The sequence below is a fragment of the Streptomyces sp. NPDC026538 genome (assembly GCF_055567535.1).
In genome coordinates, this window is sequence record NZ_JBVHQG010000011.1 from 172217 (window position 1) to 189917 (window position 17701).

Below are 17701 nucleotides of genomic sequence, written 5' to 3' on the forward strand. Positions count from 1 at the left end.
AGATCTCAGATCCCTGAATCTCGATTCCGGCACGCCGGGATCCAACCGTAAGTGCATCTGAAGTCTTTGGAGTGACCCGTGGCTGCCAACTGCGACGTCTGCGGCAAGGGGCCGGGCTTCGGCAACAACATCTCGCACTCGCACCGCCGTACGTCCCGTCGCTGGAACCCGAACATCCAGCGTGTGCGTACCGTGGTCGGCGGGACGCCGAAGCGCGTGAACGCCTGCACCTCGTGCATCAAGGCCGGCAAGGTCTCGCGCTGACGCACTGCTGCTAGCGCGCGGCCACAACCGGTTTCGCCGCACTGAGCCGGTCCACCCGAGGGTGGACCGGCTTTTTGCCGTGCCCGAAAATCGCAACCCCGGCAAACCGGGCCCCGCCAAGCTGGGCGCCTGCGTTTCGGCATCCTCGGCCCCCTGGACATACGCACCGACGACGGCACCCCCGTCGACCCCGGCGGCCCCCGCCCCCGCGCGCTGCTCACCCGGCTGCGCACCTGACCTCCATGGGCATCTGGGACGAGGTCCACGCCCGCCGGACCCACATGGGCCGCCAGACCGTCGCGGACGTCGAGTACGCCTTCGGCGACGAGTCCCGCTACCTGCGCTTCTTCGACCACTACGTGGCCGGCTTCGACATCCCCAACCACCTCGGCCTGGACCGCACCGGCCGGGACCACATGTACCGGGTGCTCGGCTCCCGCCCGCTGGCCCGCTTCTTCAAGAAGATGACGGAGAAGGCGGCCACCGGCATCAAGCTCCGGGAGTACCCCTACTGAGGGCCCCGGCCCAGGGCCCAGCCGTGGTCCACCGGCCCGATCCCGGCGCCGAGCGCGAACCCGGCCGCGATCGCCCCCGTGACGTACTCCTTGGCCGCCGCCACCGCCTCCGGAACGGACTGCCCCTTCGCGAGCTGCGACGCGATCGCGGACGCGAGGGTGCAGCCCGTGCCGTGCGTGTGCCGGTTGTCGTGGCGGGGGGCGCGCAGCCGGAACTCGTCGGTGCCGTCCGTGAGCAGGTCCACGGCCTCACCCGGCAGATGCCCGCCCTTGATCAGCACCCACTTCGGCCCGTACGACAGCACGGCCGCCGCGGCCCGGCGCAGATCCGTCTCCGACCCGACCTGTACGCCGGTGAGTTGGGCCACTTCATCGAGGTTGGGGGTGGCGACGGTGGCCAGCGGGAGGAGCTTGGTGCGGACCGAGTCCAGGGCGGAGGCGGCGAGCAGGGAGTCGCCGTGCTTGGAGACGCCCACCGGGTCGACGACCACGGGCGCCTCGGTGCCGGCGATCAACTCCGCGACCGTCTCGACGAGTTCGGCCGAGGCGAGCATCCCGGTCTTCACCGCGTCCACGCCGATGTCCTCGACCACGCTGCGGTACTGGGCCCGCACCGCCGCCACCGGCAGCTCCCAAGCGCCCTGCACGCCCACGGAGTTCTGCGCGGTGACCGCCGTGATCACGCTCATGCCGTGCACGCCCAGCGCCAGCATCGTCTTCAGGTCGGCCTGGATCCCTGCCCCGCCACCGGAGTCGGAGCCCGCGACCGTCAGCACCCGCGGGAGGCTCATGACTCGATGTCCCCGAAGTGGTCCCAGCCGCCCTTGCTGGTCCAGGGCGCCCCGTCGACGGTCACCTGGGGCAGCGCGGACGGGTTGAGGACCTCGCCGATCACCTTCCAGCGGGCGGGCAGCTTCACGTCCGGCGGGAAGGTCGCCACGATGGCGTGGTCCTCGCCGCCGGTCAGCACCCACTGGATGGGGTCGACGCCGACGGCCTGTCCGATGTCGTTCATCTGGGAGGGGACGTCGATCGCGCCGGAGCGGATGTCGATCCGCACCTTGCTGGCCTCGGCGATGTGTCCGAGGTCGGCGATCAGCCCGTCGCTGACGTCGCACATCGCGGTGGCGCCGAGGCCCGCGGCGGCCGGGCCCGCGTGGTACGGCGGCTCGGGGCGGCGGTGCGCCTCCACGAAGGCCCGCGGCGAGCGGAAGCCGCGGGAGAGCACCGCGTAGCCGGCCGCGGACCAGCCCAGCCAGCCGGTGACGGCCACCAGGTCGCCGGGCTGGGCGCCGCCCCGGGTGACCGGCTCCTGGTTGCGCAGATCGCCGAGCGCGGTGATGGAGACCATGATCGTGTCGCCGCGGACCACGTCGCCGCCGACCACCGAGGCGCCGGCCACCTGGCACTCGTCCCGGATGCCGTCCATCAGCTCGCTGGGCCAGGTCACCGGGAGTTCGGCGGGGACGACCAGGCCGAGCAGCAGCGCGGTCGGCACGGCGCCCATGGCGGCGATGTCCGCGAGGTTCTGCGCGGCCGCCTTGCGGCCCACGTCGTAGGCCGTGGACCAGTCGCGGCGGAAGTGCCGGCCCTCCAGCAGGATGTCGGTGCTCGCCACGACCCTGCGGTCGGGCGCGGCGACCACCGCGGCGTCGTCGCCGGGACCGATCCGGACCGCCGGAGTGGTGGTGAGACGGGAGGTGAGCTCCCTGATGAGCCCGAACTCCCCCAGCTCACCAACAGTGCCCTTCATTGCCCTTACGCCCCTTCTCTGCCTTGCCGTGCCCGCTCGCGCGTCATCGTCGTCCTGGTTACGGTCGAGGTGACCGTCAACTTCTGTCGTGGCTGCACCCTGGCGCGCAAGCCCCTGTCCGCGCAGGTCTCCCCGCGGTGAGCGGCGACGCGATACCGTGGCGTTCCTTTTCCCCACATGATCCTCGTGGCCGCCCTGGAGGTTCCGTGGTACAGGCGTACATCCTGATCCAGACGGAGGTCGGCAAAGCGTCGACCGTCGCCGAGATCATCAGCAAGATCCCTGGAGTCATCCAGGCCGAGGATGTGACAGGACCGTACGACGTCATCGTGCGCGCACAAGCGGAGACGGTCGACGAACTCGGTCGGCTCGTGGTCGCCAGAGTCCAGCAAGTGGAGGGCATCACGCGTACTCTGACCTGCCCGGTCGTCCATCTGTAGCCCCCGTCTAGGCTTGGCCGGTGAACATTTTCCGTCACCGGCCATTCGGTCTGCCCGCGCTCGCTCTTGTGATGATCGCGGCGGCGGGCTGCTCATCAGCAGACGATGCCCCGTCGGCGGCGGTTCCCAGTCCGGGCGCGGCGGTTGCGAAGCTGTGCCGGAACCTCGACGAGGAGTTGCCGAAGAAGGTGGACAAGCTCGCCCGGCGTGACCCCGAGCCCGCCTCCACGCTGACGGCGGGCTGGGGGGACCCCGCGATCATACTGCGCTGTGGTGTGGAGCGGCCTGCGAAGATGGCCGACCCGGAGGCCGACGGGGTCGAGGTCGACGGGGTCGGATGGCTGCTGGAGCAGGAGGCCGGCAAATCGTTCCGGTTCACCACGACGTTGCGGAAGGCGTACGTCGAGGTGACGATCCCCGCGGGGCGGACCGGGGACGGCATGGCGCCGTTGGTGAGCCTGGCGCCTGCCATCAAGAAGGCGGTTCCGGAGGGGGTTGCCGACTAGGCGCCGTGCGTGGAGCCGTCGCGTGTCGAGTGCCGGTGCGTCGTGGCTGGTCGCGCCCACGTGGCGGAGCCGCATGTCGGATACGGCCCCGCGCCCCTGAGGCCTACCGCAGTCCCGTCGACCTGCGAAGCGCCGCCTGGATCAGGCGGTCGATCAGGTCCGGGTAGCTGACGCCCGTCGCCTGCCACATCTGTGGGTACATCGAGATCGGGGTGAAGCCGGGCATCGTGTTGATCTCGTTGATCACGAACTCGCCGTCCTCGGTGAGGAAGAAGTCCGCGCGGACCAGGCCCTCGCAGGACGCGGCCTCGAAGGCGTCCACCGCGAGCGCCTGGATCCCGGCGGTCTCCTCGGGCGTCAGCGGGGCCGGGACGATGCCGGGGGTGGAGTCGATGTACTTGGCCTCGAAGTCGTAGTACGCGTGCGTGTCGGCCGGCGGGATCTCGGCCGGGACCGAGGCGCGCGGGCCGTCCTCGAACTCCAGGACGCCGACCTCGATCTCACGGCCGCGCAGCGCCGCCTCGACCAGGATCTTCGGGTCGTGGGCCTGGGCGGTGGCGATCGCCTCGTCCAGACCGGAGAGGTCGTCGACCTTGGTGATGCCGATCGACGAGCCGGCCCGCGCGGGCTTCACGAACAACGGCCAGCCGTGCTCGCCGGCGAAGTCGACGATCCGCTTGCGGGCGGCGGACTCGTCCTGCTTCCACTCGCGGGGACGGATCACCAGGTACGGGCCGACCTTGAGCCCGAAGGAGGTGAACACCCGCTTCATGTACTCCTTGTCCTGGCCGACGGCCGAGGCGAGCACGCCGGAGCCGACATAGGGAACGCCGGAGAGCTCCAGGAGGCCCTGCAGGGTGCCGTCCTCGCCGTAGGGGCCGTGCAGCATCGGGAAGACGACGTCGACCTCACCGAGCGCCTTGGGCACGGAGCCGGGCTCGCTGTAGACGACCTCGCGGTTGGCCGGGTCGACGGGGAGCAGCACGCCGCCCTCGGTGGACTCGGCCAGGTCGCCGACCTCGGGCGTACGGCGGTCGCTGATCGCCATGCGTTCGGGCTCGTCGGCCGTGAGCACCCAGCGGCCTTCCCTCGTGATGCCGATCGGCAGGACGTCGTACTTCGTCCGGTCGATGGCGCTCAGGACGGCTCCGGCGGTGACCATGGAGATCCCGTGCTCGGAGCTGCGACCGCCGAACACGACGGCCACACGCGGCTTGCGAGCGGGCTGCTCAGGGCTCTGGGGGAGGTTCTCGGTGCTCATATCGCGATGAGAGTACCCGGTGGTAGAGGCCCGATACAGCGTCGGCGGGGTGCGTTCGCTCAGCGTCGCTCGGGCTTCGCGCTGCGCGACATGAGCTCCTTGAGGGCGACCACCGGCGGCTTGCCCTCGTGCACGATGTCGACCACCGTCTCGGTGATCGGCATCTCCACGCCGTGCCGGCGGGCCAGATCCGCCACGGACTCGCAGGACTTGACGCCCTCGGCGGTCTGCCGGGTGACCGCGATGGTCTCCTCCAGGGTCATGCCCTTGCCGAGGTTGGTGCCGAAGGTGTGGTTGCGGGACAGCGGCGAGGAACAGGTCGCCACCAGGTCGCCGAGGCCGGCGAGGCCGGCGAAGGTCAGCGGGTCGGCGCCGAGCGCGACACCGAGGCGGGTGGTCTCGGCGAGGCCGCGGGTGATCAGCGAGCCCTTGGCGTTGTCGCCGAGCCCCATGCCGTCGGCGATGCCGACCGCGAGCCCGATGACGTTCTTGACCGCGCCGCCGAGTTCGCAGCCGATGACGTCGGTGTTGGTGTACGGCCGGAAGTACGGCGTGTGACAGGCGGCCTGGAGGCGCTGGGCGACGGTGTCGTCGGTGCAGGCGACCACGGCGGCGGCCGGCATCCGGGCCGCGATCTCCCGGGCCAGGTTGGGGCCGGTGACGACCGCGATACGGTCCTGGCCGACCTTGGCGACGTCCGCGATGACCTCGCTCATCCGCATGGTGGTGCCGAGTTCGATGCCCTTCATGAGGGACACCAGGACGGTGCCGGGCGCGAGCAGCGGCGCCCAGTCGGCGAGGTTGGCGCGCATGGTCTGGGACGGCACCGACAGGACGGTGAAGTCGGCGTCGTCCGCGGCCTCGGCGGGGTCGGTCGTGGCCCGCAGGTTCTCGGGGAGTTCCACGCCGGGCAGGTAGTCGGGGTTGGTACGGCCGGAGTTGACGGCCTCGGCCACCTCCGCCCGCCGCGCCCACAGGGTGACGTCGCACCCGGCGTCGGCGAGCACCATCCCGAAGGCCGTACCCCATGAACCCGCGCTGAAGACCGCCGCCTTGGCAGGCTTGCTCACTTGCCGCTCTCCTCTTCCAGACCGCTCTGCGCACGCGTCCGGCGCCGCTGCTCGATCCGCACCTGGCGTGGATCGTAGGGGGTCTCGGGGGCCTTCTCGCCGCGGATCTCCTCCAGCTGGCGGGTGATGGCGGCCATGATGACCTCGGTCGCCTCCTTGAGGAGGTCCTGGGTCATGTCCTTGTCGTAGAAGCGCGAGAGGTCGACCGGCGGACCGGCGAGGACGTGGTGGGTCTTGCGGGGCAGCAGCTTGGGCTTCTTCGCGTACGGCGGCAGCAGTTCGTTGGCGCCCCACTGGGCGACCGGGATCACCGGGCACTTGGTCTGCAGGGCCACCCTGGCGGCACCGGTCTTGGCCGTCATGGGCCACTGGTCCGGGTCGCGGGTGATCGTTCCCTCAGGGTAGAAAGCCACGCACTCGCCGCGCTGCACGGCGTCGATCGCGGCCCGGAAGGCACTGAGAGCGTCGGTGGACTCGCGGTAGACGGGGATCTGGCCGGTGCCCCGCATGGCGGCGCCGACGAATCCCTTCTTGAAAAGCCCGCTCTTCGCCAGGAATCGCGGAACGCGCCCCGTGTTGTACTGATAGTGCGCGTAGGCGAAGGGGTCGATGTGGGAATTGTGGTTCACCGCGGTGATAAATCCGCCCTCGGCCGGAATGTTCTCCATTCCGCGCCAGTCCCGCTTGATCAGGACCACCAGCGGCGGTTTGCAGAGCACCGCAGCGAAGCGGTACCAGAAGCCGATTCTCCGGCGGGGCACGCGCACACCTTCCTCTAGGACTTCTTCCCGGTCTCCGGGACTTCTTCTCCCGGACCGGGGGCCGGGAGAAGTGTCGCCCCGGTCCGCCGGTCTGTCGAGGAACACCGTACGCCTCGCTGCCGCGCCTGCCTCGGGGCCCGGGTGACAATGAGGCAACGAGGGAGGGACGGTACGTCGGTGCAGTGGACCTTGGTGATACCCCTGAAGCCCCTGGCGCGAGCCAAGAGCAGGCTCGCGGACACCGCGACGGACGGTTTGCGTCCGGGACTGGCCCTCGCTTTCGCCCAGGACACGGTGGCCGCGGCGCTGGCCTGCCAGGCGGTGAAGGATGTGGCGGTCGTCACGGACGACACGCTGGCCGGGCGCGAACTCTCGGCGCTGGGCGCGCGCATCGTCCCGGACACGCCGGGAAGCGGTCTCAACGCCGCTCTGCGGCACGGCGCGGCGGTCGTGCGCGCGTCGCGCCCGGAAAGCGCGGTGGCCGCGCTGAACGCCGATCTGCCGGCGCTCCGTCCGCTGGAATTGTCCCGGGTGCTCGACGCGGCCGCGGAATTCCCGCGCGCTTTTCTCCCGGACGCGGCGGCAATCGGCACCACCCTGCTGGCCGCGACTCCCGGCAATGAATTGGCGCCCGCATTCGGCCCGGATTCCCGCGCCCGGCACACCGCCTCGGGCGCCGCGGAACTGCTACTGGCCGGTGTGGAGTCGGTACGGCAGGACGTGGACACCGGCGCGGACCTGCGCACGGCACTGGCCCTGGGCGTGGGCCCGCGCACGGCGGCAGCGGCGGCGCGGCTGCTGATCCCGGACCAGTAGGCTGCCGTCATGCAGGCGACCGCGTACACGTACGACCCCGAGACCCGCGGCGGCCAGGTGCTCCTGGACGACGGGACCCCGGTGCCCTTCGACGGGGCGGCTTTCGATGCGGGTGGATTGCGCCTGCTCAGGCCGGGTCAGCGGGTGCGCATCGAGACGGAGGGCTCCGGCGAGGGCCTCCGGATCACCCTGGTGACCTTGCAGACTCTCTGAGGCAGGCGACCTGGGCGCAGACGCTGAACACACCGCGGGCCGGACTCCCCCAGGAGTCCGGCCCGTCGCGTGAGTACCCCGAGGCCCCGCTGCCTAGCGCGCAGCCGTCTTCTTGGCGGTGGCCTTCCGCGCCGTCGACTTCTTGGCCGGGGCCTTCTTGGCGGTGACCTTCTTGGCCGGAGCCTTCTTCGCGGTCGTCTTCTTCGCCGTGGCGGTGGTCTTCTTGGCGGTGGTCTTGGCCGCGGTCTTCTTCGCGGCGGCGGCCGTGGTCTTCTTCGCCGTCGTCTTCTTCGCGGTGGTCTTCTTGGCCGCCGCGGTCGCCTTCTTGGCGGTGACCTTCTTCGCCGCCGCCTTCTTGACCGTCGCGGAAGCGCCGCCGGTCAGGCTGCCCTTGGGCGCCTTCTTGACCGCGACCTCGCCGCCGCGCGGAAGCTTCTTCGAGCCGCTCACCAGGTCCTTGAAGCCCTGACCGGCACGGAAGCGCGGCACCGAGGTCTTCTTGACCCGAACCCGCTCGCCCGTCTGGGGGTTGCGGGCGTAACGCGCCGGGCGGTCCACCTTCTCGAAGGACCCGAAGCCCGTGACCGAGACCCGGTCACCCGCGACGGTCGCGCGGACGATGGCGTCCAGGACCGCGTCGACAGCCTCGGCCGCCTGCTGGCGTCCGCCCATCTTGTCGGCAATCGCTTCTACGAGCTGCGCCTTGTTCACGTCTTCCCCTTCGGAGACATCGCCAGAACGAAAGTGTTCAAGCTTTTTCGCACGTTAGGCAGATATATACCGCAAATCAAACACGAAACGGGCTTATCACCCTTGTGCCGCAACGGACTCGGTCGTCCAGGACGGTTCAGTCAGCCTTCTCGTCAGGGAATCGACCCTCGTCGAGGTCCGCATTGAACCGTTCCAGCCGCCTTGCCGCGTCGGCGATGTCGTGCTTGGCCGCGGCCGTAATGACCAGCAGCTTCCGGGTCAGCGCCATCCGTACGCCCTCCGGGACTTGCAGTGCGCGCACTGTTGTGTGCGCTTCCTTCAGTTGGTCCGCGACCGCCGTATAGAGCTGGAGTTGGCCGTCGTGTTCCATGCACAGATTGTGCCATCTGGGGCGAGTTGTCGCCTGCGCAGGGGGCAACTGCCGCCTCAAATGGCCTTCCGGGCACTTGCGGAAGCCGCGGACACAGCACTCACTTACCCCCACAACATCCGTCCTAACGTGGGAAGTTGGCAAGACCTGCGACAACGCGAGCGTCCGTTCGGGTGCAGACATGGCTGTACCCCCAATCGTGGCGATCGGGGGTACAGACGGGGTGGGGCGGTGGCTGAAACCAGCCGTATTCAGATGTGGTCGATCAGGCCGGAAGCGGGCTCCGGATCAGGCCTGGAGCGTCCGCGGCTTGTACGAGGGCCGCTTGGCCTCGTACTCGGCGATGTCGGCCTCGTTCCGGAGGGTGATGGAGATGTCGTCCAGCCCGTTCAGCAGCCGCCAGCGGGAGTTCTCGTCCAGCTCGAAGGAGGCGGTGATGCCCTCGGCGCGCACCTCGCGGGCCTGGAGGTCGACGGTGATCTCGGCCTGCGGGTCGTTCTCCGTGAGCTCCTGGAGCGCGTCCACGATCTTCTGCTCCAGAACCACCGTGAGCAGCCCGTTCTTCAGCGAGTTGCCCCGGAAGATGTCCGCGAAGCGGGACGAGATGACGGTCTTGAAGCCGTAGTTCTGCAGCGCCCAGACGGCGTGCTCACGGGAGGAGCCGGTGCCGAAGTCGGGGCCGGCGACCAGGACGGTCGCACCCTGCCGCTCGGGCCGGTTGAGCACGAACTCGGGATCTTTCCGCCAGGCCTCGAACAGCCCGTCCTCGAAACCGTCCCTGGTGACCTTCTTGAGCCAGTGAGCAGGGATGATCTGGTCGGTGTCGACGTTGGAACGGCGCAGCGGGACGGCCCGGCCGGTGTGCGTGGTGAATGCTTCCATGGCTGATCAGACTCCAGCGGGCGTACGAACGTCGGCGTCGGACAGGTCGGCGGGCGAGGCCAGGTGGCCCAGGACGGCCGTGGCGGCCGCGACCTGCGGCGACACCAGGTGGGTACGGCCGCCCTTGCCCTGCCGGCCCTCGAAGTTGCGGTTGGAGGTGGACGCGGAGCGCTCCCCCGGTGCCAGCTGGTCGGGGTTCATGCCCAGGCACATCGAGCAGCCCGCGTGCCGCCATTCGGCACCGGCCTCCTTGAAGACGACGTCCAGGCCCTCGGAGACGGCCTGCAGACCGACCCGCGCGGAGCCGGGGACGACCAGCATCCGTACGCCGTCGGCGACTTTGCGGCCCTCGACGATGGCGGCCGCGGCGCGCAGGTCCTCGATACGGCCGTTGGTGCACGAGCCTACGAAGACGGTGTCCACCTTGATGGAGCGCAGCAGCTGGCCGGCCTCCAACCCCATGTACTCCAGGGCCTTTTCGGCGGCGAGGCGCTCCGAAGCGTCTTCGTACGAAGCCGGGTCGGGGACCTGTGCCGAAAGCGGCGCACCCTGGCCGGGGTTGGTGCCCCAGGTGACGAACGGCGAGAGGGCGGCGGCGTCGATGTGCACCTCGGCGTCGAATTCCGCGTCGTCGTCCGTCTTCAGCGTCTTCCAGTACTCGACCGCCGCGTCCCAGTCGGCGCCCTCGGGGGCGTGGGCGCGGCCCTTGATGTACGCGAAGGTGGTCTCGTCCGGGGCGATCATGCCCGCGCGGGCACCGGCCTCGATCGACATGTTGCAGATGGTCATGCGGGCCTCCATCGAGAGCTTCTCGATGGCGGAGCCGCGGTACTCCAGGATGTAGCCCTGGCCGCCGCCGGTACCGATCTTGGCGATGATCGCCAGGATCAGGTCCTTGGCGGTGACGCCCTCGGGCAGCTCGCCGTCGACCGTGATGGCCATGGTCTTCGGGCGGGCCAGCGGCAGCGTCTGGGTGGCCAGCACGTGCTCCACCTGGGAGGTGCCGATACCGAACGCGAGCGCGCCGAAGGCGCCGTGCGTGGAGGTGTGGGAGTCGCCACAGACGACGGTCGTGCCGGGCTGGGTCAGACCCAGCTGCGGGCCGACCACGTGCACGACTCCCTGCTCGATGTCGCCCAGCGGGTGCAGCCGGACGCCGAACTCGGCGCAGTTCTTGCGCAGCGTCTCCAGCTGGGCCCGGGAGACCGGGTCCGCGATGGGCTTGTCGATGTCGAGGGTGGGGGTGTTGTGGTCCTCGGTCGCGATGGTGAGGTCGAGGCGGCGCACCTGCCGGCCGTTCTGACGCAGGCCGTCGAAGGCCTGCGGGCTGGTCACCTCGTGCAGCAGGTGCAGATCGATGAAGAGGAGGTCGGGCTCGCCCTCGGCGCGCCGGACGACGTGGTCGTCCCAGACCTTCTCCGCGAGTGTCCTACCCATCGCTTTCCCTCCGGCCGGCAGACGTGCACCGGCCCAACTAGAGATCTTGAGGTAGCGGCTGCCCGTTCTCCGGGCCCCTGAAGTCGTGGTTCCGGGCGTCCGCCGCCGGGCCCGTTGGTCTGCGGGCCGCTGTCTGATTCCAGGGTGGCGCGTTCCACGGGAAATTGAACTTGCGTTTCACAGAGTGAGACGTGAGTATCGTTGCATGGACAACAGTAGCGGCGTCGGCGTTCTGGACAAGGCGGCCCTTGTCCTGAGCGCTCTGGAGTCCGGTCCGGCCACCCTCGCGGGTCTGGTCGGGGCAACCGGACTGGCACGGCCCACGGCCCACCGGCTGGCCGTGGCCCTGGAACACCACCGCATGGTGGCACGCGACATGCAGGGCCGTTTCATTCTCGGCCCCCGACTCGCGGAACTGGCCGCGGCGGCCGGCGAGGACCGCCTGCTCGCGACGGCGGGCCCGGTGCTCACGCACCTCCGGGACATCACCGGCGAAAGCGCGCAGCTCTATCGACGCCAGGGGGACATGCGGATCTGCGTGGCCGCGGCGGAACGCCTGTCCGGTCTTCGGGACACGGTCCCGGTCGGCTCGACGCTCACGATGAAGGCCGGGTCCTCCGCGCAGATCCTGATGGCCTGGGAGGAGCCGGAGCGGCTGCACCGCGGCCTCCAGGGCGCCCGTTTCACGGCGACGGCCCTGTCGGGTGTCCGCCGCCGCGGCTGGGCCCAGTCCATCGGCGAGCGTGAACCGGGCGTCGCCTCGGTGTCGGCACCGGTGCGGGGGCCTTCCAACCGTGTGGTGGCGGCGGTCTCCGTTTCCGGACCGATCGAGCGGCTGACCCGCCACCCCGGCCGGATGCACGCCCAGGCGGTCATCGACGCGGCGGGCCGCCTCTCCGAGGCATTGCGCCGCACGGGCTGACCCTCCCGTGGGAAGAGGCCGGCCTCAACGCCGCGGCAGGTCTCTTCCGACGGAAGCGGAGAAACCCAGGGGCGCGGGGGAACTGCGCGACCAGCCCCACGCTGCCCGCACTCCCCCTGTGACCGGAGCCCCCACGGCGCAGCGTCTGCCACCACCGGCCGTCGGCCGACCGCCGCGCCGTCGTGGCTTGTCGCGCAGTTCCCCCGCGCCCTCTATGGGGCGCTCCGGTGGGCGAACCGGTCCTTCGCGTACCGCCCCCGCTTCTCCACCGGCACCACCCCGCTCGCCGCGCCCAGCCCGAAGCGGGGCATGTCGAAGTAGATCGACTCGTACGAGCCTTCCGGTGCCACGTACGCCTCGTGCCACAGCCCCACGTGCCCGTGCAGCTTCCCCGCGCGCTCCTTGCGGTTCACGACGCCCCACACCTTGTGGTGGAACAGGTCGGGCGAGCTGGCGTACGCGTACAGCTTCTCCTTGGACTCCCAGTACTGGACGACGTAGTACGTCCGCGGCGAAGCCGTCAGCAGGATGCGCCCCAGCAGCCCCCGGCCGGGGTCCCGTTCGAGCTCCCGCAGCATGCGGAACATCGACAGCGCGACCGGGAGCCACTGGTGGACCGCCCAGAAGTGGTTGATGCGCATGCCGATCAGCAGGACCACCGCGTCGCCCTCACGCGCCGCGGTCATCCGGCCCGGAATCGGTTTCGCGAACATGGCGACGACCCCCCGGATCCTCATCGGATAGCAGCACTATCCTTCTTGTCGGTGCTTGGATAGTGGCACTTACCAAGAAGGGGCGCAAGACATGCGGCTTGCCCAGCTGAGCGAGCGCAGCGGTGTGTCCGCCGCGACGATCAAGTACTACCTGCGCGAAGGGCTGTTGCCGCCGGGCCGCCAGGTCAACGCCACCACCGCCGAGTACGACGAGGAGCATCTGCGACGGCTGCGGCTGGTGCGGGCGATGATCCAGGTGGGGCGGATCCCCGTCGCCACGGTCCGCGAGGTGCTCGGACATGTCGACGACGGCTCGCTGGGCCGCACGATCAGGGTGGGCGCCGCGCTGTGGGCGCTGCCGCAGGTGCCCGAGCCGGACGCGGAGGACGAGTTCGTCCAGAGCGCGCACCGGGAGGTCGGGACTCTGCTGGACGTCCTCGGCTGGGAGAACGCCAAGCAGCTCACGACCATCTCCCCCGCGTATCGCCAGCTGGTGGTCGCGGTGGCCGCGTTCCGCCGGCTCGGTTACGACTGGGACGCCGAACTCCTCGTGTCGCACGCGAAGTTGATGCACCAGGCGGCCATCACCGACCTGGACTTCCTGGAGACGCGTCCGTCGGAGGAGGAGAAGGTGGAGGCCGCGGTGGCCAGCGCGGTCCTGGTGGAGCCGATGCTCCAGGCGCTGCACCGGCTGGCCCAGGAGGAGGAGACGGCCCGCCGCTACGGCTTCGAGTGAGCGGGACGGCATACGGCGATACGACGAAGGCCCCTCACCGAAGTGAGGGGCCTCGTGCTTTTCTCCTGTACCCCCGACCGGATTCGAACCGGCGCTACCGCCTTGAGAGGGCGGCGTGCTAGGCCGCTACACAACGGGGGCGTGGATCTTACAAGCGTTTAATGTACAACGCCGCAGATCCGAGCTGGTCTACCTGGACTCGAACCAAGACTAACTGAACCAGAATCAGTCGTGCTGCCAATTACACCATAGACCAATGATGGTTTAGACCAGTTCGTACCCCCGACCGGATTCGAACCGGCGCTACCGCCTTGAGAGGGCGGCGTGCTAGGCCGCTACACAACGGGGGCCCTAGCGATCCTTCGATCACCGTACCCCCGACCGGATTCGAACCGGCGCTACTGCCTTGAGAGGGCAGCGTGCTAGGCCGCTACACAACGGGGGCTTGCGGATCTGAATCCGCGCGTGCAGATGAGCTCTGCGAGCTGGCCTACCTGGACTCGAACCAAGACTAACTGAACCAGAATCAGTCGTGCTGCCAATTACACCATAGGCCACTGGAACGCAAGCCCCTGCGGGGATCTTGTTCTAGCTTCGCGCCTCCGGTTCCGGCCTTTCGGCCCGCTCCCCGGCGGCGCAGGAAGAACATTACCTGAAGGTGGACGGGGCTCCAAAACGGGTATCGGCGCGGAGGATCGCGGGCAGTTCGGCGAGGGAGCCGATCCGGTGGCCGCCGGCCGGCGCGCTCCCGGCCCCGTGCCGGTCCAGCCAGACGGACAGCAGTCCGGCGTCCGCGGCACCGCGTCCGTCGATCTCCGGGTGGTCGCCGACGTACGCGACCTGGTGCGGAGCGAGTTCCAGCGCCTCGCAGGCGGCGAGGAAGGCACCGGCCTCGGGCTTGGAGACGCCCAGTTCGGCGGCGCAGAGGATGGCCTCGAAGCGGTCGTGGACACCGAGCGTGCGCAGTTTGTGGTCCTGGACGTGGAAGCTGGAGTTGGACAGCACGGCGTGTCGGTGGCTGGACGCGAGCGCGTCCAGGGCGGGCAGGACGTCCGGGAAGAGGGTCCAGGCGGCCTCGTAGTGGGTCCGGTACCGGCGGAACCAGGCGCCGGCCTCGTCGTCGGTCAGCTCCCTGTCCAGGAACACCCGTACCCGGTCCAGCCGCTGTCCCTCGAAGCTGACCTCGCCCGCCGCGAAGCGCGCCCACTGCTCGTCGGTGATCTCCCGCCACCGCACGAGTGCCGCTTCCGCGCTCTCCCGGCCGGTGAGCAGCCCCTCCGCCGCCAGATGCGCCCGCATGCCCTCGCGGTCGGCACTCGTGTAGTCGAAGAGGGTGTCGTCGACGTCCCACACCACGGCCCTGATCGTCATGGCACCGACGGTACCCCGCGGGCGCCGCCCGCCCGGAGTCGTCGTGCCGGTCGGGGTGCGCCCACAGGCAGGGGCGGACTCGGGTGCGCGTGAGGGGCGTTACCCGGAGACTCCGGGTAACGCCCCTCACGTACGCCTGCGTGTTACGCGGTCAGCTTCGCCAGGGCCGCGTCGATCCGGGCCAGCGTCTTCTCCTTGCCCAGGATCTCCAGGGACTCGAAGAGCGGCAGGCCGACCGTGCGGCCGGTGACCGCCACCCGGACCGGGGCCTGGGCCTTGCCGAGCTTGAGGCCGTGGGCCTCGCCGGCGGCCAGGACGGCCTCCTTCAGGGACTCCGGAGAGGTCCAGTCGGCCGACTCCAGCTTCTCGCGGGCCGTGACCAGCAGGGCGTCGCTGCCCTCCTTCATCGCCTTCGTCCAGCTCGCCTCGTCGAAGACCGGCTCGGGGAGGAACAGGAAGTCGACGTTGTCGGTGATCTCCGACAGGACCTTCAGACGGGTCTGGGCGTGCGGGGCGATCGCGTGCCACTTGGACTCGTCGAAGTCCTCCGGGGCCCAGGGGGCGACGGGGGCCTTCAGCCAGGGCGCGCAGCGCTCCGTGAAGTCCTTCACGTCCAGCAGACGGATGTGGTCGGCGTTGATCGCCTCGCACTTCTTCAGGTCGAAGCGGGCCGGGTTGGGGTTCACGTCGGAGATCTCGAAGGCGGCCACCATCTCCTCGATCGAGAAGATGTCCTGGTCCGCGGAGAACGACCAGCCGAGCAGCGAGAGGTAGTTCAGCAGGCCCTCGGGGAGGAAGCCGCGCTCGCGGTAGAGGTTGAGCGAGGACTCCGGGTCGCGCTTGGAGAGCTTCTTGTTGCCCTCGCCCATGACATAGGGGAGGTGACCGAAGGCCGGGACCCGCTGGGCGATGCCGAGCTCGGTCAGCGCCTTGTAGAGGGCGATCTGGCGCGGGGTGGAGGAGAGCAGGTCCTCGCCGCGCAGGACGTGGGTGATCTCCATCAGGGCGTCGTCGACCGGGTTGACGAGCGTGTAGAGCGGGGCGCCGTTCGCGCGGACGATGCCGTAGTCCGGGACGTTCTCCGGGGTGAAGGTCAGCTCGCCGCGGACCAGGTCCGTGAAGGTGATCGTCTCGTCGGGCATCCGGAAGCGGACGATCGGGGTACGGCCCTGGGCCTTGTACTCCGCCACCTGCTCCTCGGTGAGGTCGCGGCAGTGGCCGTCGTACCCGGACGGCCTGCCGGCGGCGCGGGCGGCCTCGCGGCGGGTGTCCAGCTCCTCCTGGGAGCAGTAGCAGCGGTAGGCGTGGCCGGCGTCGAGCAGCTTCTGGGCGACATCGGCGTAGATGTCCATGCGCTGCGACTGGCGGTACGGCGCGTGCGGGCCGCCGACCTCGGGGCCCTCGTCCCAGTCGAAGCCCAGCCAGCGCATCGCGTCGAGCAGCTGGCCGTACGACTCCTCGGAGTCGCGGGCCGCGTCGGTGTCCTCGATGCGGAAGACGAGCGTGCCCTGGTGGTGCCGGGCGAACGCCCAGTTGAACAGGGCGGTGCGGACCAGGCCCACATGGGGGTTACCGGTGGGCGACGGGCAGAACCGTACTCGGACGGCGGGGTCGGGTGCGCTAGCCACGCTTGACAACCTTGTTGGTGAGAGTGCCGATGCCTTCGATGGTGACGGCGACCTCGTCGCCGACGTTGAGGGGGCCGACCCCTGCCGGGGTGCCGGTGAGGATCACGTCGCCGGGGAGCAGCGTCATGGCCTCGGTGATGTTGACGATCAGGTCCGCGATGGGGTGGATCATCTCGCTCGTACTGCCGAGCTGGCGCTGTTCGCCGTCGACGGTGAGCTGGATCGTCAGGTCGGACGCGGTGGAGAGGTCCAGGTCCGTCTCCACCCAGGGGCCGAGCGGGCAGGCGGTGTCGAAGCCCTTGGCCCGGGCCCACTGCTTCTCGCGCTTCTGGACGTCGCGGGCGGTGACGTCGTTGGCGCAGGTGTAGCCGAAGATCACGTCCTGGACGCGCTCGCGCGGGACCTCGCGGCACATACGGCCGATGACCACGGCCAGTTCGGCCTCGTGGTGGAGGTCCTGGGAGAACGGGGGGTACTGGATCTCGTCGCCGGGGCCGATCACCGAGGTGGACGGCTTGAAGAAGGCGAAGGGGGCGTCCGGGATCTCGTTGCCCAGCTCCTTCGCGTGCTCCGCGTAGTTGCGGCCGAAGGCGACGACCTTGTTGGGGAGCACCGGCGGCAGCAGCCGTACCTTGTTCAGCGGAACCTTCGTGCCGGAGAGCTCGAAGTCCGTGAACGGAATGCCCTTGATGATGTCGAGGACGAGTTCGTCCTGCTTGTCGCCCTCGACGGCGCCGAAGGCGACGTTCCCGTCGATGGAGAACCTGGCGATGCGCACGGGATCCTTGCGCCCCTCACTGAGCCGGCTGGAGTCTGACACCCCAGGCTAACGCGGTAAGGGGTGGCCGCCGCGAAAACAGCCCCGTGACCGGGTGAGTGAGTGAACGGCGGCCGTGACCCGTACTGGCGACTACTCGGCTGCCGAGGCCGAGGCCGGGACCTCCATGAGGATGGTGCGCCGCGGGTTGGCGGTCTGGGCGGGGAGGTCGAGGGAGTGCTCGGGCAGTTCGGGGGTCTGCAGTTCCTCGGCGTCCTTGAGGTGGGCCAGGGTGGTACGCCGGGGGTTGGCTATGTTGCGGAACATCATCGTCGTCTTCACGGTTGTCGTGGACCCCGTCATGTGTCGGTTGGCAGAGACTTCCCTCTTGTAAAGCGCCAGGCTAAACATCGAATTCCCGGCGGAAGCCGCCAAGTAGCTGTGATCCGCGTGTGAGTTTGCTCACGAAGTCGCGGGCAAAACGGTCATTCCAGGCCGGCAAGTCACCGCAACGAAACGGACATTGACGAACTGAAGCTGTCATTCCGCTCCTGATCATGGCGACTGGGACACGT

The 17701-nt window shown here is 69.5% G+C and carries 22 protein-coding genes and 5 tRNA genes; 8 read left to right on the plus strand and 19 right to left on the minus strand.

Translation table 11 applies throughout. The features are described from left to right. The first annotated feature begins 78 nt into the window (after nucleotides 1–78). Nucleotides 79–264, plus strand: a complete 186-nt coding sequence (rpmB, locus tag ACZ4N4_RS35915; RefSeq protein ID WP_003993230.1) for a 50S ribosomal protein L28 — start codon at nucleotides 79–81, stop codon at nucleotides 262–264. Between the two features lie 242 nt (nucleotides 265–506). Continuing rightward, entirely contained in the window at nucleotides 507–779 is a 273-nt protein-coding gene (locus tag ACZ4N4_RS35920; RefSeq protein ID WP_467596770.1) for a hypothetical protein, read from the plus strand. Here the strand turns inward: ACZ4N4_RS35920 and thiD are convergent. Together thiD and ACZ4N4_RS35930 are read right to left on the minus strand one after the other, a co-directional pair. Beyond that, nucleotides 773–1570 carry a bifunctional hydroxymethylpyrimidine kinase/phosphomethylpyrimidine kinase gene (thiD, locus tag ACZ4N4_RS35925; RefSeq protein WP_453573501.1) on the minus strand — a complete coding sequence of 266 codons (798 nt, stop codon included), beginning with the start codon at nucleotides 1568–1570 and terminating at the stop codon, nucleotides 773–775. The two genes, ACZ4N4_RS35920 and thiD, sit on opposite strands and share 7 nt — an antisense overlap. Further along, complete coding sequence (locus ACZ4N4_RS35930) at nucleotides 1567–2532, minus strand: thiamine-phosphate kinase (protein ID WP_467596773.1); 966 nt, start codon at nucleotides 2530–2532, stop codon at nucleotides 1567–1569. The genes thiD and ACZ4N4_RS35930 overlap by 4 nt, the downstream gene beginning before the upstream one ends. Before the next feature lie 206 nt (nucleotides 2533–2738). On the opposite strand from ACZ4N4_RS35930, the gene ACZ4N4_RS35935 reads away from it, so the two are divergent. Both ACZ4N4_RS35935 and ACZ4N4_RS35940 read left to right on the plus strand, forming a co-directional pair. After that, entirely contained in the window at nucleotides 2739–2972 is a 234-nt protein-coding gene (locus ACZ4N4_RS35935; protein ID WP_352219363.1) for an Lrp/AsnC family transcriptional regulator, read from the plus strand. Between the two features lie 20 nt (nucleotides 2973–2992). Further along, nucleotides 2993–3478 carry a DUF3515 domain-containing protein gene (locus tag ACZ4N4_RS35940; RefSeq protein WP_467596776.1) on the plus strand — a complete coding sequence of 162 codons (486 nt, stop codon included), beginning with the start codon at nucleotides 2993–2995 and terminating at the stop codon, nucleotides 3476–3478. Between the two features lie 103 nt (nucleotides 3479–3581). On the opposite strand, the gene ACZ4N4_RS35945 is transcribed toward ACZ4N4_RS35940, so the two are convergent. Genes ACZ4N4_RS35945 through ACZ4N4_RS35955 form a run of 3 tightly spaced genes read right to left on the minus strand, consistent with a single transcriptional unit; the run spans nucleotide 3582 to nucleotide 6570 of the window. Further along, nucleotides 3582–4739: a D-alanine--D-alanine ligase family protein gene (locus ACZ4N4_RS35945; protein WP_467596779.1), complete on the minus strand. Its 1158-nt coding sequence runs from the start codon at nucleotides 4737–4739 to the stop codon at nucleotides 3582–3584. Nucleotides 4740–4798: 59 nt separating this feature from the next. After that, a complete protein-coding gene (locus ACZ4N4_RS35950; protein ID WP_450765974.1) occupies nucleotides 4799–5809 on the minus strand; it encodes an NAD(P)H-dependent glycerol-3-phosphate dehydrogenase in 1011 nt (336 codons plus the stop codon). Then, the gene (locus tag ACZ4N4_RS35955; RefSeq protein WP_467596782.1) at nucleotides 5806–6570 is read right to left on the minus strand and encodes a lysophospholipid acyltransferase family protein; all 765 of its coding nucleotides are present in this window, start codon (nucleotides 6568–6570) and stop codon (nucleotides 5806–5808) included. Before ACZ4N4_RS35955 ends, ACZ4N4_RS35950 begins: the two co-directional genes overlap by 4 nt. Nucleotides 6571–6747: 177 nt before the next feature. On the opposite strand from ACZ4N4_RS35955, the gene cofC reads away from it, so the two are divergent. Both cofC and ACZ4N4_RS35965 read left to right on the plus strand, forming a co-directional pair. Continuing rightward, on the plus strand, nucleotides 6748–7386 hold the full coding sequence (cofC, locus tag ACZ4N4_RS35960; protein ID WP_453573489.1) for a 2-phospho-L-lactate guanylyltransferase: 639 nt from the start codon (nucleotides 6748–6750) through the stop codon (nucleotides 7384–7386). Between the two features lie 9 nt (nucleotides 7387–7395). Next, nucleotides 7396–7599: a hypothetical protein gene (locus ACZ4N4_RS35965; protein WP_450765968.1), complete on the plus strand. Its 204-nt coding sequence runs from the start codon at nucleotides 7396–7398 to the stop codon at nucleotides 7597–7599. A gap of 93 nt (nucleotides 7600–7692) precedes the next feature. Here ACZ4N4_RS35965 and ACZ4N4_RS35970 read toward each other — a convergent pair whose 3' ends face one another. From ACZ4N4_RS35970 to leuC, 4 genes are all read right to left on the minus strand, one after another. Continuing rightward, on the minus strand, nucleotides 7693–8310 hold the full coding sequence (locus ACZ4N4_RS35970; protein WP_467596785.1) for an HU family DNA-binding protein: 618 nt from the start codon (nucleotides 8308–8310) through the stop codon (nucleotides 7693–7695). A 136-nt stretch (nucleotides 8311–8446) separates the two neighbouring features. Continuing rightward, nucleotides 8447–8680 carry an SCO5555 family protein gene (locus tag ACZ4N4_RS35975; RefSeq protein ID WP_453573483.1) on the minus strand — a complete coding sequence of 78 codons (234 nt, stop codon included), beginning with the start codon at nucleotides 8678–8680 and terminating at the stop codon, nucleotides 8447–8449. Nucleotides 8681–8968: 288 nt separating this feature from the next. Next, nucleotides 8969–9562 carry a 3-isopropylmalate dehydratase small subunit gene (gene leuD, locus ACZ4N4_RS35980; protein WP_450765964.1) on the minus strand — a complete coding sequence of 198 codons (594 nt, stop codon included), beginning with the start codon at nucleotides 9560–9562 and terminating at the stop codon, nucleotides 8969–8971. Nucleotides 9563–9568: 6 nt separating this feature from the next. After that, nucleotides 9569–10999 carry a 3-isopropylmalate dehydratase large subunit gene (gene leuC / locus ACZ4N4_RS35985; RefSeq protein WP_453573480.1) on the minus strand — a complete coding sequence of 477 codons (1431 nt, stop codon included), beginning with the start codon at nucleotides 10997–10999 and terminating at the stop codon, nucleotides 9569–9571. A 205-nt stretch (nucleotides 11000–11204) separates the two neighbouring features. Between leuC and ndgR the strand changes: the two genes are divergently transcribed. Beyond that, a complete protein-coding gene (gene ndgR, locus ACZ4N4_RS35990) occupies nucleotides 11205–11921 on the plus strand; it encodes an IclR family transcriptional regulator NdgR (RefSeq protein ID WP_003993203.1) in 717 nt (238 codons plus the stop codon). 212 nt (nucleotides 11922–12133) lie between these two features. Here the strand turns inward: ndgR and ACZ4N4_RS35995 are convergent, their stop codons facing one another. After that, nucleotides 12134–12634, minus strand: coding sequence for a DUF4188 domain-containing protein (locus ACZ4N4_RS35995; protein ID WP_467597059.1), 501 nt, complete (start codon nucleotides 12632–12634; stop codon nucleotides 12134–12136). 91 nt (nucleotides 12635–12725) lie between these two features. Between ACZ4N4_RS35995 and ACZ4N4_RS36000 the strand changes: the two genes are divergently transcribed. Further along, nucleotides 12726–13370, plus strand: a complete 645-nt coding sequence (locus tag ACZ4N4_RS36000) for a MerR family transcriptional regulator (RefSeq protein WP_453573477.1) — start codon at nucleotides 12726–12728, stop codon at nucleotides 13368–13370. 68 nt (nucleotides 13371–13438) lie between these two features. Here ACZ4N4_RS36000 and ACZ4N4_RS36005 read toward each other — a convergent pair. The 9 genes from ACZ4N4_RS36005 to ACZ4N4_RS36045 form a co-directional block, all read right to left on the minus strand. Continuing rightward, nucleotides 13439–13511 (minus strand) — tRNA-Glu (locus ACZ4N4_RS36005). A 43-nt stretch (nucleotides 13512–13554) separates the two neighbouring features. Then, nucleotides 13555–13626 (minus strand) — tRNA-Gln (locus ACZ4N4_RS36010). 21 nt (nucleotides 13627–13647) lie between these two features. After that, nucleotides 13648–13720 (minus strand) — tRNA-Glu (locus ACZ4N4_RS36015). Nucleotides 13721–13742: 22 nt separating this feature from the next. After that, nucleotides 13743–13815: transfer RNA gene (locus ACZ4N4_RS36020), tRNA-Glu, on the minus strand. A gap of 40 nt (nucleotides 13816–13855) precedes the next feature. Further along, nucleotides 13856–13927 (minus strand) — tRNA-Gln (locus tag ACZ4N4_RS36025). A gap of 91 nt (nucleotides 13928–14018) precedes the next feature. After that, a complete protein-coding gene (locus ACZ4N4_RS36030; RefSeq protein ID WP_467596791.1) occupies nucleotides 14019–14741 on the minus strand; it encodes an HAD family hydrolase in 723 nt (240 codons plus the stop codon). Between the two features lie 143 nt (nucleotides 14742–14884). Beyond that, the gene (gltX, locus tag ACZ4N4_RS36035) at nucleotides 14885–16369 is read right to left on the minus strand and encodes a glutamate--tRNA ligase (protein ID WP_467596793.1); all 1485 of its coding nucleotides are present in this window, start codon (nucleotides 16367–16369) and stop codon (nucleotides 14885–14887) included. Further along, nucleotides 16362–17147: a fumarylacetoacetate hydrolase family protein gene (locus ACZ4N4_RS36040; RefSeq protein WP_453573469.1), complete on the minus strand. Its 786-nt coding sequence runs from the start codon at nucleotides 17145–17147 to the stop codon at nucleotides 16362–16364. The genes gltX and ACZ4N4_RS36040 overlap by 8 nt, the downstream gene beginning before the upstream one ends. 132 nt (nucleotides 17148–17279) lie before the next feature. Further along, nucleotides 17280–17468: a hypothetical protein gene (locus ACZ4N4_RS36045; protein WP_453573664.1), complete on the minus strand. Its 189-nt coding sequence runs from the start codon at nucleotides 17466–17468 to the stop codon at nucleotides 17280–17282. Nucleotides 17469–17701 lie beyond the last annotated feature (233 nt).